This window comes from Bacillus sp. VA13 (assembly GCF_055710085.1).
In genome coordinates this window covers 798,998-814,104 of the sequence record NZ_JBVQPP010000001.1, presented here as the reverse complement: position 1 = coordinate 814,104, position 15,107 = coordinate 798,998, and the positions used below count along the sequence as shown (strand labels likewise).

Genomic DNA, 15,107 nt, shown 5'->3' with positions numbered 1-15,107 from the left:
ACAGGGGGATAAATGATGAAAATTGCTTTGATCGCGCATGACAAGAAAAAACAGGATATGGTTCAATTCACGACTGCCTATCGGGATATTTTGAGACATCATGATCTATACGCGACCGGAACAACAGGGTTGAAAATTCAAGAGGCGACAGGTCTTCAAATTGAACGTTTTCAATCCGGCCCTTTAGGGGGAGACCAGCAAATCGGTGCACTGATCGCGGCCAATGCACTTGATCTTGTCATCTTTTTGCGCGACCCGCTGACCGCGCAGCCGCATGAACCGGATGTCTCGGCATTAATCCGGTTATGTGATGTGTATTCCATTCCGCTCGCTACAAATATGGGTACTGCGGAGATTCTTGTCCGCACACTTGATGAAGGTGTTTTCGAATTCCGCGATCTTCTTCGGGGAGAAGAGCCGAATGTATAATGCTGACGTTCTTGCGTTTGGCGCCCACAGTGATGATGTCGAGATCGGAATGGGCGGCACAATCGCAAAGTTTGTCAAACAGGGAAAAAAAGTAATGATATGCGATTTGACTGAAGCGGAACTCTCTTCAAACGGAACGGTCAGTTTACGTAAAGAGGAAGCAGCTGAAGCAGCCCGTGTATTAGGTGCAGAAAAAAGAATTCAGCTGACACTTCCAGACCGCGGTCTGATAATGAGTGATCAGGCAATTCGGGCGATTGTCAGTGTCATCAGAACCTGCCGGCCCAGAGCAGTTTTCATGCCGTATAAAAAGGATCGCCATCCGGATCACGGCAATGCGGCTGCACTGGTGGAAGAAGCAATCTTTTCCGCAGGAATCCACAAATATAAAGACGAAAAAAGCCTTCCCGCGCATAAAGTAAACAAGGTTTACTATTATATGATAAATGGTTTTCATCAGCCTGATTTTGTCATTGATATCTCGGATACAATAGAGGCCAAAAAACAAAGCCTCAATGCCTACAAAAGCCAGTTTATACCGTCAAAGGATTCAGTTTCAACTCCTCTGACGAATGGCTATATCGAGATCGTTGAAGCGAGAGAAAAGCTTTACGGTAAAGAAGCGGGTGTGGAGTATGCCGAAGGTTTCTTTTCAAAACGGATGCTGATGCTCGATCATGATGTGCTTGGGGGAGAACAATGAAAAAACTAAAAATAGGTATCACATGCTATCCGAGCGTCGGAGGCTCAGGTATCATTGCGACAGAACTGGGGAAGCAGCTTGCTGAAAAGGGACATGAAATCCATTTTATCACGTCAAGCATTCCGTTTAGACTAAATACATATCACCCCAATATTCATTTTCATGAAGTTGAGGTTAATCAATATGCTGTTTTTAAGTATCCTCCGTATGATTTGACACTAGCAAGCAAAATCGCTGAGGTGGCAGAACGGGAGAATTTAGACATTATCCATGCTCACTACGCTCTCCCGCATGCGGTTTGCGCCTATCTTGCAAAGCAGATGCTGAAACGCAATATCGGCATTGTGACAACTTTGCATGGCACGGATATCACTGTGTTAGGCTATGACCCCTCTTTAAAAGATCTTATCCGTTTTGCCATTGAGGCATCAGACAGGGTGACAGCTGTCTCCTCAGCGCTTGCAGCTGAAACGTACGATTTAATTAAACCGGAGAAAAAAATCGAAACGATTTATAACTTTATAGACGAGCGCGTGTATCTGAAGAAAAACACTGCGGCAATTAAAGAGAAACATGGTATTTTACCAGACGAAAAAGTTGTCATCCATGTGTCCAACTTCAGAAAGGTTAAACGTGTGCAGGACGTCATCCGTGTGTTCCGGAATATCGCCGGCAAAACGAGAGCGAAGCTGCTGTTAGTCGGAGACGGTCCGGAGAAATCGACAGCCTGTGAGCTTGTCAGAAAATATGGATTGGAAAACCAAGTTTTAATGCTTGGAAATCAAGATCGTGTTGAGGAGCTTTATTCCATTAGCGATTTAAAGCTGCTGCTGTCTGAAAAAGAAAGCTTCGGCCTTGTCCTGCTTGAGGCGATGGCTTGCGGGGTGCCTTGTATCGGAACAAACATTGGCGGTATTCCGGAGGTTATTAAGAACAATGTGAGCGGATTTTTGGTGGATGTCGGCGACGTTGCAGCCGCAACAGACCGCGCGATGAGTATTTTAGAAGATGAACAGCTAAGCAAGCGTTTTACAGAGGCTGCAATGGAAATGCTCAAAAATGAGTTTTCTTCACAAAAAATTGTCAGCCAGTATGAACAGATTTATGCCGATTTAGCAGAACCGGAGTGATAACATGGAACAAGTTTTTATCAAAGCACTTCCCGTGCTCCGCACCTTAATCGAAGCGGGCCACCAGGCTTATTTTGTCGGAGGTGCAGTTCGTGACAGCTATATGAAACGAACGATCGGAGATGTCGATATCGCGACTGATGCGGCACCAGATCAAGTAGAAAGGTTGTTTCAGCGGACGGTTGATGTAGGCAAAGAGCACGGGACGATTATTGTGCTCTGGGAAGATGAAACCTATGAAGTCACTACATTCCGGACTGAATCAGAGTATGAAGATTATAGAAGACCGTCAGACGTGCAATTTATCACATCATTAGAAGAGGATTTAAAACGCAGAGATTTGACGATTAATGCGATGGCCATGACAGCGGATGGGAAGGTGCTTGATTATTTCGGCGGCAAGAAAGATATTGATCAGAAACTGATTCGAACCGTCGGAAAGCCTGAGGACAGATTTCAAGAGGATGCACTTCGTATGTTGAGAGCTGTACGCTTTATGAGCCAGCTTGGCTTTACGCTTTCACTAGAAACAAAAGAAGCCATCACGAAAGAAAAATCACTCCTATCCCATGTTTCAGTTGAACGAAAAACAATAGAGTTTGAAAAAATGCTGCAGGGAAGAGCGTCCCGCCAGGCGCTTCAAACGCTCATTCAAACGGGGCTGTATGAGGAACTGCCTGGTTTTTATCATAAACGAGAGAACCTGCTTGCGGCGAGTGAGTTTCCTTTTTACTCTTTAACATCCCGTGAAGAGCTTTGGGCTGCGCTTTTAATTGATCTTGAAATAGATTTGAAAGATGCGCCGCTTTTTCTGAAAGCATGGAAGCTCCCGGGAAAAGTGATGAAGGAAGCGATTCACATAGCCCATACGTTTGGCCAGAGCCTTGACGCTATGTCAATGTACAATGCCGGGGAAAAATCACTTCTATCAGCGGCCAAAATATCGCAGCTTCGGCAAAACGAAAAACTGGATGACGAAAAACTAAAGGACATTCAAAACACTTATCAAAGCCTGCCGATCAAAAGTCTTAGGGATCTTGATTTCACGGGTAAGGATTTGCTTGCGCTTCGTAACCGGCCTGCCGGGAAATGGGTGTCGGAAGAATTACAGCGGATCGAGCAGGCTGTTGTGACAGGAAAGCTCTCCAATCAAAAGAAACACATAGAGGAGTGGCTGAAGACATGCGGTCAACATTAAGAAAAGACCTTATTGAATTATTTTCTCAGGCTGGAAATGAATTTATTTCCGGCCAAAAAATAAGTGATGCGCTCGGCTGTTCCAGAACTGCTGTGTGGAAGCATATTGAAGAGCTTCGGAAAGAGGGCTATGAAGTAGAAGCCGTTAGAAGAAAAGGATATCGGCTTATCAAAAAGCCCGGGAAAATCAGTGAAAGTGAAATTCGCTTCGGATTGAAAACGGAAGTGATGGGCCAGCATCTTATTTATCAAGACGTTATTTCAAGCACGCAAAAAACGGCGCATGAGCTTGCGAATAATAACGCACCGGAAGGCACTCTTGTGGTGGCTGACAAACAAACAGCCGGCAGGGGGCGAATGTCTAGGGTATGGCATTCCCAAGAGGGAAACGGCATTTGGATGAGCCTGATTTTGCGGCCTGACATTCCGCTCCAAAAAACACCGCAGCTCACATTACTTGCTGCAGTAGCTGTTGTGCAGGGAATAGAAGAGGCAACAGGCATCCAAACGGATATTAAATGGCCTAATGATATTTTGATTAACGGAAAAAAAACAGTCGGCATCTTAACAGAAATGCAGGCCGAGGAAGACCGTGTACGTTCAGTTATCATCGGGATCGGCATTAACGTTAACCAGCAGTCTGATGATTTTCCAGATGAACTGAAGGACATCGCGACAAGCCTCAGCCAAGCTGCCGGAGAAAAAATTGACCGGGCCGGCATCATCCAGCATATTTTACTTTGCTTTGAAAAACGGTACCGGGATTATATGACACACGGCTTTACGCCGATTAAGCTTTTATGGGAAAGCTATGCGCTGGGAATCGGCACTAATATGAGAGCCAGAACGTTAAACGGAACCTTTTATGGGAAGGCGTTAGGTATAGATGATGAAGGCGTTCTTCTTTTAGAAACGCAGGAAGGCATTAAAAAAATCTATTCTGCCGATATTGAATTGGGTTAATGTGTTGGTACAAGCACGTTGATTTTGGTATACTTCCATTGGGCAGTATCGCCTGCGAACTGCACCTATTATAAAAATAGATAGACATTGCAGCAGTCTGCCTTGATCCAAAAAAGGACTGGGACAGAGGGATGAAACTCGCCGAACCTTAGAAAGTGCAGAATCCTTCTCGTTAAACGGAAGGTTTTTTGGCTTGTATAAGAAAACGGCAGCTCATCTCCTCTAAACATGAGGAGGAGAAAACATGAAAACAAAACTCGATTTTCTAAAAATGAAGGAGAATGAAGAACCGATTGTGATGCTGACCGCTTATGATTATCCGGCAGCTAAGCTTGCTGAACAAGCAGGAGTTGACATGATTTTAGTCGGTGATTCACTCGGAATGGTCGTCCTCGGCCTTGATTCAACTGTCGGTGTGACAGTTGCGGACATGATCCATCATACAAAAGCTGTTAAAAGAGGCGCGCCGAATACTTTTATTGTGACAGACATGCCGTTTATGTCTTATCACCTGTCCAAGGAGGATACGCTGAAAAATGCAGCAGCTATCGTTCAGGAAAGCGGAGCTGACGCACTGAAGCTTGAGGGCGGAGAAGGCGTGTTTGAATCCATTCGCGCATTGACGCTTGGGGGCATTCCGGTAGTCAGTCACTTAGGCCTGACACCGCAGTCAGTCGGTGTATTAGGCGGGTATAAAGTACAGGGCAAAGACGAACAAAGCGCCAAAAAATTAATAGAAGACAGTATAAAATGCGAAGAAGCAGGAGCTATGATGCTTGTGCTGGAATGTGTGCCTGCAGAACTTACAGCCAAAATTGCCGAGATGCTAAGCATTCCGGTCATCGGAATCGGGGCTGGTGTGAAAGCAGACGGGCAAGTTCTCGTTTATCATGATATTATCGGCCACGGTGTTGAGAGAACACCTAAATTTGTAAAGCAATATACGCGAATTGACGAAACAATCGAATCAGCAATCAGCGGATATGTCCAGGATGTAAGACATCGTGCTTTCCCTGAACAAAAGCATTCCTTTCAAATGAATCAGACAGTGCTGGACGGCTTGTACGGAGGAAAATAAGATGAGACAGATTACAGATATTTCACAGCTAAAAGAAGCCATAAGACAATATCAGTCAGAGGGGAAGTCAATCGGATTTGTTCCGACGATGGGATTTCTGCATGAGGGGCATTTAACCTTGGCAGACAAAGCAAGACAAGACAATGACGCCGTCGTTATGAGTATTTTTGTGAATCCTGCGCAATTTGGTCCTAATGAAGATTTTGAGGCATATCCGCGAGATATTGAGCGGGATGCGGCTCTTGCAGAAAACGCCGGAGTCGATATTCTTTTTACGCCTGATGCTCATGATATGTATCCCGGTGAAAAGAATGTCACGATTCATGTCGAAAGACGCACAGGCGTTTTATGCGGACGCTCAAGAGAAGGACATTTTGACGGTGTTGCAATTGTACTGACGAAGCTGTTCAATCTTGTGCAGCCGACCCGCGCCTATTTCGGTTTAAAGGATGCACAGCAGGTAGCAGTTGTTGATGGCTTAATCAGCGATTTCTTCATGGATATTGAATTGGTTGCTGTCGATACGGTCAGAGAGGAAGATGGGTTAGCCAAAAGCTCCCGTAATGTATATTTAACAGCTGAGGAAAGAAAAGAAGCGCCTAAGCTGTATCGGGCCCTTCAAACAAGTGCGGAGCTGATCAGAGCCGGCGAAAGAGACCCTGAAGCGGTAATAAAAGCTGCGAAAGAAATCATTGATACGACAAGCGGCACCATTGACTATGTGGAGCTTTATTCCTATCCGGAACTCGAGCCTGTGAACAAAATTGAAGGAAAGATCATTCTGGCTGTAGCAGTTGCTTTTTCAAAAGCACGTTTAATAGATAATATCATTATTGATATTCGAGAAATGGAGAGAATATAATATGTATCGCACGATGATGAGCGGCAAGCTTCACAGGGCAACCGTTACGGAAGCAAATCTGAATTATGTGGGGAGCATTACAATTGATGAAGATCTCATTGATGCGGTGGGAATGCTTCCTAATGAAAAAGTGCAAATTGTGAATAATAATAATGGAGCACGTCTGGAAACGTATATTATTCCTGGTAAACGCGGAAGCGGCGTCATCTGCTTAAACGGTGCAGCCGCACGCCTTGTGCAGGAGGGAGATAAGGTCATCATTATTTCCTACAAAATGATGTCTGATCAAGAAGCGGCAAGCCACGAGCCGAAAGTGGCTGTTTTGAACGATCAAAACAAAATTGAACAAATGCTGGGGAACGAACCAGCTCGTACAATTTTGTAGAAGAAAAGCCCCCTTTATCGGGGGTTTTCTTTTAAGATTTTGGGAGTAAAACGGTTTTGCCGCTCCATTTCCGTACAAAACGTGTTACACTTTTGTCGTATGCAAGAATTGAGGTGTCCATTTTAATGAATAAGCAACGGTTCGTTGTTATAGATGTAGAAACAACAGGGAATTCGCCGAAGAAAGGCGATAAAATCATACAAATCGCAGCGGTTGTAATCGAAAATGGACAAATTACTGAGCGGTTTTCAAAATATATTAATCCAAATAAATCCATTCCTGCTTTTATTGAGCAGCTTACTGGAATCTCTAATCAAATGGTAGAGCATGAACAGCCGTTTGAGGCTGTCGCTGAAGAAGTGTTCCATTTGCTTGACGGCGCTTATTTTGTCGCCCACAATATCCATTTTGACCTTGGGTTTGTCAAGTATGAGTTACATAAGGCGGGCTTTCATCTCCCAGATTGTGAAGTGCTGGATACTGTCGAGCTCTCCCGTATTGTTTTTCCGGGATTTGAGGGATATAAGCTGACCGAATTAAGCGAGGAGCTTCAACTGCGGCATGATCAGCCGCATCGGGCTGACAGCGACGCTGAAGTGACAGGGCTTATTTTTTTGGAAATCCTTGAAAAGCTGCGGCAGCTTCCTTATCCGACATTAAAGCAGTTAAGAAGGCTCTCGCAGCATTTTATCAGTGATCTGACGCATTTGTTGGATATGTTCATTTATGAAAACAGACATACCGAAATACCGGGTTATGCGCGCTTTTCCTCTTTTTCTGTCAGAGAACCCCAATCAATCGATGAACGTGTCAATGAAGAGGGGAACTTCTCATTTGAGATCGAAAATTGGGAAGCGGGAAATGAAAAAGCGCTGTCAGAGTTAATGCCTGGGTATGAAAAAAGAGAAGGCCAAATGATGATGATGAAAGAGGTAGCAGAAGCGTTTGCCAATCGTGAGCATGCGCTGATTGAAGCTCCTCCGGGAATCGGAAAAACGATTGGCTATCTTATTCCAGCTGCGCTTTTTGCCAAGAAATCAAAAAAGCCGGTCATTATCAGTACGTATTCAACGCTTTTGCAGCAGCAGATTCTGACAAAGGATTTGCCGATTGTCCAAGATCTGTTTCCATTTCCGGTAACAGCGGCGATTTTAAAAGGGCAATCGCATTATTTATGCCTGTATAAATTCGAGCAGGTGCTTCATGAAGACGATGATAATTATGATGCCGTACTGACAAAGGCACAGCTCCTCGTTTGGCTGACAGAGACTAACACAGGAGATGTAGCTGAACTGAATTTGCCTTCAGGCGGAAAATTGCTGTGGGACAGATTGGCTTATGACGATGAATCCTATAAAAGAAGTCGCAATGAGAATGTGACCGGCTTTTATGAGCGGGCCAAACAGATTGCTATGCGTTCCGATTTGGTGATCACCAACCATTCTCTTTTGCTGACCGATGAAGGCAGCCAGAAAAAAAGGCTCCCTGAAAGCGGCACATTTATTATCGATGAAGCACATCATTTTGAACGTGCGGCAAGCGAACATTTAGGAAAAAGAGCCACGTACATAGAATTGCATACTAAATTGAGCAGAATCGGCACTTTGAAGGAGCAGGGACTCCTAAAAAAGATGAGACAGCTATTCCAGCGAAACAGCCTGCCGGTTGATTCCTTCTTCGAATTGGAAGAGTGGATTCAGCACATTCAAGCAGAAAGTGATGCTTTCTTCAGCTCAGTGCATTCTTTTGTCAAACGAAGAAAACCTAAAGAAGACTTAAACCGTCTAGTTTTTAAGGTGAACAAAGAAAGCCAAGATAAAAGCTGGTCGATTTTAACGGATGGAGCGGAGAGGCTTTGTTCTATGCTGACACATTTGCAGCAGCTTTTTGAGGCACAGTCGGCCCTGATGGAAAAACATCTGACGAGTATGAAGAGCAAAACCGTCTTTTTAGCGGATGAATATCAAAGAAGCATGAAAGGCTTGCAGCAGTACTGTCAGACGTTGCAGAAACTGTTCTTTGAGTCTCAAGACGATGAAGCCGTTTGGATTGAAATAGACGCAAAGGGAGCGAAAAATGCGGTGGCCATTTACGCACAGCCGCTTGAACCTGGTGAACTTCTGGCTGATCAGTTTTTCGCGCGCAAAAACAGTGTGGTGCTTACATCTGCAACCCTTACAGTCGAAGATACTTTTCAATTTATGATTGAACGACTGGGGCTGGGTGACTTTTTCCCGCGGACAATGAGAATTGAGTCGCCTTTTTCTTACGATGAGCGCATGCGGGTGTTGATTCCAAAAGAAATGAAATCAATCCAAGATACGGGGCAAGCTGAATTTATACAGGATACGGCCCGTTATATTGAACTGATGGCAAAGGAAAAACAGCCTAAAATCCTTGTGCTGTTAACATCCCATGATATGCTGAAAAAGGTTCATCAGGAACTTAAGCACGTGATGAGCGCTACCGGCATTCAGCTCTTAGCGCAAGGAATTACAGGCGGAAGTCCTGGAAAACTGATGAAGACTTTTAAAACATCTAATCAGGCGATCCTGCTTGGTACGAATCACTTTTGGGAAGGCGTTGATTTCCCTGGTGATGAGCTGACAACGGTAATGATCGTGAGGCTTCCATTCCGGTCCCCTGATCATCCGCTTCATGCTGCAAAATGTGAGCTTGCCCGCAAAAAAGGGCGGAACCCGTTTCAAACAGTATCACTTCCGGAAGCTGTGCTGACCTTCAGACAAGGAATCGGCCGCTTGCTGCGGACAGCCGGAGACAAAGGGACGATTGTCATATTGGACCGACGGATTAAAACGGCTGGTTACGGCCGGCTGTTTCTTGATGCCTTGCCGACAACCTCCGTATCTGAAATGACTGACAGCGAGCTTGAGGCTTACGTTGCCGGGGAAAATGAATAAAAGCCGCATAAAGCGGCTTTCCGGTGTGGGAGTAGGATGGTGTTTTATTTAAAAGCGGTTTTGCCGCTCTGTGATACTAGTATGGCGTGTCCTGAAATGGAGTATGACTAACAATATTTGTTCAAACTGGAGGATGAAAAAATGGAAAGCAAAATCGAAATTCTTTCAACAATTAACGTAGAGCATTCTGATGACCTGTATAAAATTGTAGACACACTGAATCGGACACTGAAGAGAGACAATCTGATGTTCGGCCTTGCGCTGGATGAAGAAAACAAAAACCAAGCCGTTTTTACCATTTATCGTACGTAGGTGAGAAGATGAGAAAAAAAGCATTAATATTTACCGCCATTTTTGGTATTATTTTTTTAGCAGTACTTCTTGTCTCGGCAAGTATTTATAAATCAGCCATGGCACAAAAGGAAGAGGGGCACGAAGCAGCAGCTGCTGAAGCTAAAAAAGAAACCGATCTCGCCAACGTTGATCAAGTCGAAACATTTGTCGGAAAAGAAAAATATTATATCGTAAAGGGAACGGACAAAAAAGGCACTACATTATATGTCTGGGTTCCTGCTGATAAAAAAGCAAAAATTCTCTCAAAAGAAGCAAAAGAGGGTATCTCGGAAGACAAAGCGGCAAAAATCATACAGGATGAAGGGCTGGTTTCAAAGCAAAAAGAGGTTCACCTGGCAAGAGAAGGAAATGTCCTGCTTTGGGAAGTGACGTACTTAGACAAAGAAGGTCAATACAGTTTAAGTTATGTGGACTTTACAACTGGAAAGATTCTCAAAAATATCACGCCTTAAGACGAATTAGGGGGAGTTCAAGTTGAAACTGGCAAAAAGAGTATCCGCATTAACACCATCTACCACACTGGCAATCACAGCGAAAGCGAAAGAACTGAAAGCGGCGGGCCATGATGTCATCGGCTTAGGAGCAGGCGAACCTGACTTCAATACACCGCAGCACATTATTGATGCCGCTGTACGTTCAATGAACGAAGGCCATACGAAATACACGCCTTCAGGTGGTCTGGCTGAACTGAAAAACAGCATTGCAGAGAAATTTAAACGTGACCAGAATATTGAATACAAACCGTCTCAAATTATTGTCTGCACTGGTGCCAAACATGCTCTGTACACCCTTTTCCAAGTGATTTTGGATGAAGGAGATGAAGTCATTATTCCAACGCCTTACTGGGTAAGCTATCCGGAGCAGGTGAAACTCGCTGGCGGAAAGCCTGTTTATGTAGAAGGGCTTGAGGAAAATCATTTCAAGATTTCTCCTGAACAGCTGAAAAATGCGATCACGGATAAAACAAAAGCGATCGTCATTAACTCTCCAAGCAACCCGACTGGTGTCATGTATACGGAAGAAGAATTGGCAGCGCTTGGTGAAGTGTGCCTTGAACATGACATCCTGATTGTGTCTGATGAAATTTATGAAAAACTTACATACGGCGGAAAGAAACACGTTTCCATTGCACAGCTGTCTGACAGTCTGAAAGAGCAGACGATTATTATTAACGGCGTGTCGAAGTCACACAGCATGACGGGCTGGAGAATCGGTTATGCAGCTGGGTCTGGAGACATTATTAAAGCGATGACGAACCTTGCAAGCCACAGTACGTCAAATCCGACATCAATCGCACAGTACGGAGCAATTGCTGCTTATAACGGGCCTTCTGAGCCATTGGAGGAAATGAGAGAAGCATTTGAACATAGATTACATACAATCTATGCAAAGCTCGTAGAAATCCCTGGGTTCAGCTGTGTGAAGCCAGAAGGTGCTTTTTACTTGTTCCCGAATGCAAGAGAAGCAGCCCAATCTTGCGGATTCAAAGATGTAGATGAATTTGTTAAAGCGCTTCTTGAGGAGGAAAAAGTTGCGATTGTTCCTGGATCTGGCTTTGGCTCTCCTGATAATGTCCGTCTGTCTTACGCAACATCGTTAGAGCTTCTTGAAAAAGCGGTTGAAAGAATCAAGCGTTTTGTCGAAAAACATAGCTAACAGATTAAAAAGCGGCTGAAAGAAAAGCCGCTTTTTATCTGCATTGACCCGGTTAGTTAAGAGCGGGTATAATAAAGTGATGATAATAGAGTTCGGGGCAATGGGCTTCCGAATGTCTTTCTTGTTTTGGAGGGAAATATGTTGAAAACAACAATCAACCAAGTGTACAAGCACGTAGGTGAGGAAGTAATGATCGGAGCTTGGGTCGCTAATAAGCGTTCAAGCGGGAAAATCGCGTTTTTACAGCTGCGGGACGGTACCGGATTTATTCAAGGTGTCGTAGTAAAAGCGGAAGTGGAAGAAAGCATTTTCCAAACAGCTAAATCAGTGACGCAGGAAACGTCACTCTATATAAAAGGGATTGTCAAAGAGGACGAGCGTTCTCCGCTTGGTTATGAACTAGCTGTGACAGGTATTGAAGTCATTCACGAAGCGACTGATTATCCAATTACGCCAAAAGAGCACGGCACGGAATTCTTGATGGATCACAGACATTTATGGCTGCGTTCAAAACGCCAGCATGCGATCATGAAAATCCGTAATGAAATCATTCGCGCGACTTACGAATTCTTTAATAATGAAGGCTTCGTAAAAGTGGATCCGCCGATTCTGACTGGAAGCGCACCTGAAGGAACAACAGAGCTCTTTGCGACAAAGTACTTTGATGAAGATGCTTACCTGTCTCAAAGCGGTCAGCTTTACATGGAAGCTGCGGCAATGGCTTTAGGAAAAGTATTCTCCTTCGGACCGACATTCAGAGCGGAAAAGTCTAAAACAAAGCGCCACTTGATCGAATTCTGGATGATCGAACCGGAAATGGCGTTTGTAGAATTTGAAGAAAACCTTCAAGTACAGGAAAATTACGTTTCATTCATTGTGCAATCAGTTCTTAAGAATTGCAAAATTGAATTAAACACATTAGGAAGAGACACGTCAAAACTTGAGCAAATCAAAGCTCCGTTCCCAAGAATCACATATGACGAAGCGATTGATTTTCTGAAAGAAAAAGGCTTTGATGATATCGAGTGGGGAGATGACTTCGGAGCGCCTCATGAAACAGCAATTGCCGAACACTATGACAAACCGGTTTTCATCACCCGCTACCCGACGTCCTTAAAACCATTCTATATGCAGCCTGCCTCTGACCGTGATGATGTCGTGCTTTGCGCTGACCTGATTGCGCCGGAAGGCTATGGAGAAATCATCGGCGGATCTGAACGGATTCACGATATGGAACTTTTGGAAGCTCGTCTTAAAGAACATGGACTGGATTCTGACGCATATAAATGGTATGCTGAACTTAGAAAATATGGATCAGTTCCTCATTCCGGCTTCGGCCTTGGATTAGAGCGGACAGTAGCTTGGATCAGCGGAGCGCCTCACGTTCGTGAAACCATTCCGTTCCCAAGACTATTAAACCGCCTGTATCCGTAATACATTCAAATGAAACAAGAAAAAGAGTCTCCTGCAAGGGAGACTTTTTACAGTAAAGGGGAAATCGTGATCCTTTACAGTAAGAGGTGTGACAATGAAAAAACATCAATTTATTGACATGCAGGAACAGGGAACGTCAACAATCCCTAATCTTCTGCTCACGCATTATAAACAGCTCGGGCTTAATGAAACAGAACTTATCCTGCTGTTAAAAATCAAAATGCATTTAGAAAAAGGCTCTTATTTTCCTACACCGAATCAGCTGCAGGAAGGGATGTCAATTTCTGTTGAGGAATGCACAAACAGATTGCGGATGTTCATTCAAAAAGGTTTTCTGTTTATTGAAGAATGCGAAGACCAAAATGGCATCAAATTTGAGAAATATTCTCTTCAGCCTTTATGGGGTAAGCTGTACGAGTATATACAGCTTGCACAGACTCAAACACAGGAAAGAAAAGCAGAAGGGGAACAAAAAAGCCTTTATACCATTTTTGAGGAAGAGTTCGCCAGACCCTTATCACCTTTGGAGTGTGAAACACTGGCCATTTGGCAGGATCAAGATCAGCATGACGCACAGCTGATCAAACACGCGTTAAAAGAGGCTGTACTCTCAGGGAAACTCAGCTTCCGCTACATTGACCGGATTTTGTTTGAGTGGAAGAAAAACGGGCTGAAAACTGTAGAACAGGCTAAAATCCACAGCCAAAAATTCCGGAAGGTACAAGCAAAGCAGAATGAACCGCAAAAAGAGTATAAAAGGCAGGTTCCTTTTTACAATTGGCTTGAACAATAAAGTGAAAAGGTGACAATCGTGTTAAATCTAAAACAAATTGAATTCTGTTTAGACAAGATAGGCGACATGTTTCCCCACGCAGAGTGTGAACTGGTTCATTCCAATCCTTTTGAATTAGTGGTGGCAGTCGCATTATCTGCTCAATGCACAGATGCACTTGTAAACAGAGTGACCAAAACATTATTTCAAAAATATAAACGGCCGGAAGACTATTTGGCTGTTTCGCTGGAAGAGCTTCAGCAGGATATTAAATCAATCGGTTTGTATCGCAATAAAGCGAAAAACATCCAAAAACTAAGCAAAATGATTATTGAAGATTACGGCGGGGAAGTGCCGCGAGACCGTGATGAGCTTGTCAAACTGCCAGGTGTCGGAAGAAAGACCGCCAACGTCGTGGTATCCGTTGCCTTTGGCGTGCCGGCCATCGCCGTAGATACCCATGTGGAGAGAGTCAGCAAGCGTTTGGGAATCTGCCGTTGGAAGGACTCGGTGCTGGAAGTGGAAAAGACGTTGATGCGCAAGGTTCCGAAAGAAGACTGGTCCGTTACGCATCACCGGCTTATTTTCTTCGGCAGATATCACTGTAAGGCCCAGTCACCGCGCTGTGCGGAATGCCCGCTGCTTTCTCTGTGCAGAGAAGGGCAGAAGAGAGATAAAAAAGGACTGGTGAAACGATGACGCAAGCGAAAGAAGTGTTGGCTTCTTATGAGCAATACTTGCGCAGTCTTGGCCAGCTGAGCTCCTCGGATATGAAAGAAGCCTTGCAGATCAACCCAGTGTATTTTGATTTCTGCACGGAATCTCAAGGCATTTTGCCATGGGAGGACAGCGGTAAGTATGTTCCGCTATTATTTAATGTGTGGGAAGACATTAAAGCATCACTTCTCCCTGTTTTTCAAACACGAAAATCGAGATGCGACCAAAATGATATGCTGAAGGGCATTGTGTGTTTGCTGGCTTCGCTTCACTGGACAGCAGGTGAGCGGGTGAAATCGCTTGATTGGGCAGAACTGACGGAGAAATCATTCCCCGCCAAGCCGATCAATTGGGCTGAACGAGTAGAATTTATTCTTCTAAAGCCGACCCAATACCATTGCTTTATTCAGCTTGATGAGCTGTTTACTGAAATGAAAAAGCATTTTTATAAATACCATGCGATGAATCGATAAAACCTCTCCATAAAAGGAGAGGTTTTTTATTAT

16 protein-coding genes are annotated in these 15,107 nt (G+C 44.3%); all 16 read left to right on the top strand.

The window, feature by feature from the left end; all coding sequences use genetic code 11:
* The first annotated feature begins 15 nt into the window (after positions 1–15).
* Positions 16–429, top strand: a complete 414-nt coding sequence (gene mgsA, locus AC0C66_RS04025) for a methylglyoxal synthase (protein ID WP_003225572.1) — start codon at positions 16–18, stop codon at positions 427–429.
* A complete protein-coding gene (gene bshB1 / locus AC0C66_RS04020) occupies positions 422–1,132 on the top strand; it encodes a bacillithiol biosynthesis deacetylase BshB1 (RefSeq protein ID WP_014114193.1) in 711 nt (236 codons plus the stop codon). The genes mgsA and bshB1 overlap by 8 nt, the downstream gene beginning before the upstream one ends.
* Positions 1,129–2,262 (top strand): N-acetyl-alpha-D-glucosaminyl L-malate synthase BshA, encoded by a 1,134-nt coding sequence (gene bshA / locus AC0C66_RS04015; protein ID WP_072182228.1) that lies wholly within the window; start codon positions 1,129–1,131, stop codon positions 2,260–2,262. Before bshB1 ends, bshA begins: the two co-directional genes overlap by 4 nt.
* 4 nt (positions 2,263–2,266) lie before the next feature.
* Positions 2,267–3,460, top strand: a complete 1,194-nt coding sequence (locus tag AC0C66_RS04010) for a CCA tRNA nucleotidyltransferase (protein WP_072182229.1) — start codon at positions 2,267–2,269, stop codon at positions 3,458–3,460.
* Positions 3,445–4,422: a bifunctional biotin--[acetyl-CoA-carboxylase] synthetase/biotin operon repressor gene (locus tag AC0C66_RS04005; protein ID WP_014114190.1), complete on the top strand. Its 978-nt coding sequence runs from the start codon at positions 3,445–3,447 to the stop codon at positions 4,420–4,422. Before AC0C66_RS04010 ends, AC0C66_RS04005 begins: the two co-directional genes overlap by 16 nt.
* Before the next feature lie 244 nt (positions 4,423–4,666).
* Positions 4,667–5,500, top strand: coding sequence for a 3-methyl-2-oxobutanoate hydroxymethyltransferase (panB, locus tag AC0C66_RS04000; RefSeq protein WP_072182230.1), 834 nt, complete (start codon positions 4,667–4,669; stop codon positions 5,498–5,500).
* 1 nt (position 5,501) lies between these two features.
* Complete coding sequence (gene panC / locus AC0C66_RS03995; RefSeq protein WP_088679249.1) at positions 5,502–6,362, top strand: pantoate--beta-alanine ligase; 861 nt, start codon at positions 5,502–5,504, stop codon at positions 6,360–6,362.
* A 1-nt stretch (position 6,363) separates the two neighbouring features.
* A complete protein-coding gene (panD, locus tag AC0C66_RS03990; protein WP_003225586.1) occupies positions 6,364–6,747 on the top strand; it encodes an aspartate 1-decarboxylase in 384 nt (127 codons plus the stop codon).
* Positions 6,748–6,872: 125 nt separating this feature from the next.
* Entirely contained in the window at positions 6,873–9,668 is a 2,796-nt protein-coding gene (gene dinG, locus AC0C66_RS03985) for an ATP-dependent DNA helicase DinG (protein WP_088679412.1), read from the top strand.
* Between the two features lie 141 nt (positions 9,669–9,809).
* Positions 9,810–9,980 (top strand): YpmA family protein, encoded by a 171-nt coding sequence (locus tag AC0C66_RS03980; protein ID WP_003225588.1) that lies wholly within the window; start codon positions 9,810–9,812, stop codon positions 9,978–9,980.
* An 8-nt stretch (positions 9,981–9,988) separates the two neighbouring features.
* Positions 9,989–10,474 carry a cell wall elongation/penicillin-binding protein regulator TseB gene (tseB, locus tag AC0C66_RS03975; protein WP_014114185.1) on the top strand — a complete coding sequence of 162 codons (486 nt, stop codon included), beginning with the start codon at positions 9,989–9,991 and terminating at the stop codon, positions 10,472–10,474.
* A gap of 22 nt (positions 10,475–10,496) precedes the next feature.
* Positions 10,497–11,678 (top strand): aspartate transaminase AspB, encoded by a 1,182-nt coding sequence (gene aspB, locus AC0C66_RS03970; RefSeq protein ID WP_461845597.1) that lies wholly within the window; start codon positions 10,497–10,499, stop codon positions 11,676–11,678.
* A 141-nt stretch (positions 11,679–11,819) separates the two neighbouring features.
* Positions 11,820–13,112 (top strand): asparagine--tRNA ligase, encoded by a 1,293-nt coding sequence (gene asnS, locus AC0C66_RS03965; RefSeq protein ID WP_003225591.1) that lies wholly within the window; start codon positions 11,820–11,822, stop codon positions 13,110–13,112.
* A gap of 94 nt (positions 13,113–13,206) precedes the next feature.
* Entirely contained in the window at positions 13,207–13,905 is a 699-nt protein-coding gene (gene dnaD / locus AC0C66_RS03960; RefSeq protein ID WP_003225592.1) for a DNA replication protein DnaD, read from the top strand.
* A gap of 18 nt (positions 13,906–13,923) precedes the next feature.
* Complete coding sequence (gene nth / locus AC0C66_RS03955; RefSeq protein ID WP_003225594.1) at positions 13,924–14,583, top strand: endonuclease III; 660 nt, start codon at positions 13,924–13,926, stop codon at positions 14,581–14,583.
* The gene (locus AC0C66_RS03950; protein ID WP_014114182.1) at positions 14,580–15,074 is read left to right on the top strand and encodes a YpoC family protein; all 495 of its coding nucleotides are present in this window, start codon (positions 14,580–14,582) and stop codon (positions 15,072–15,074) included. The genes nth and AC0C66_RS03950 overlap by 4 nt, the downstream gene beginning before the upstream one ends.
* Positions 15,075–15,107: the final 33 nt, after the last annotated feature.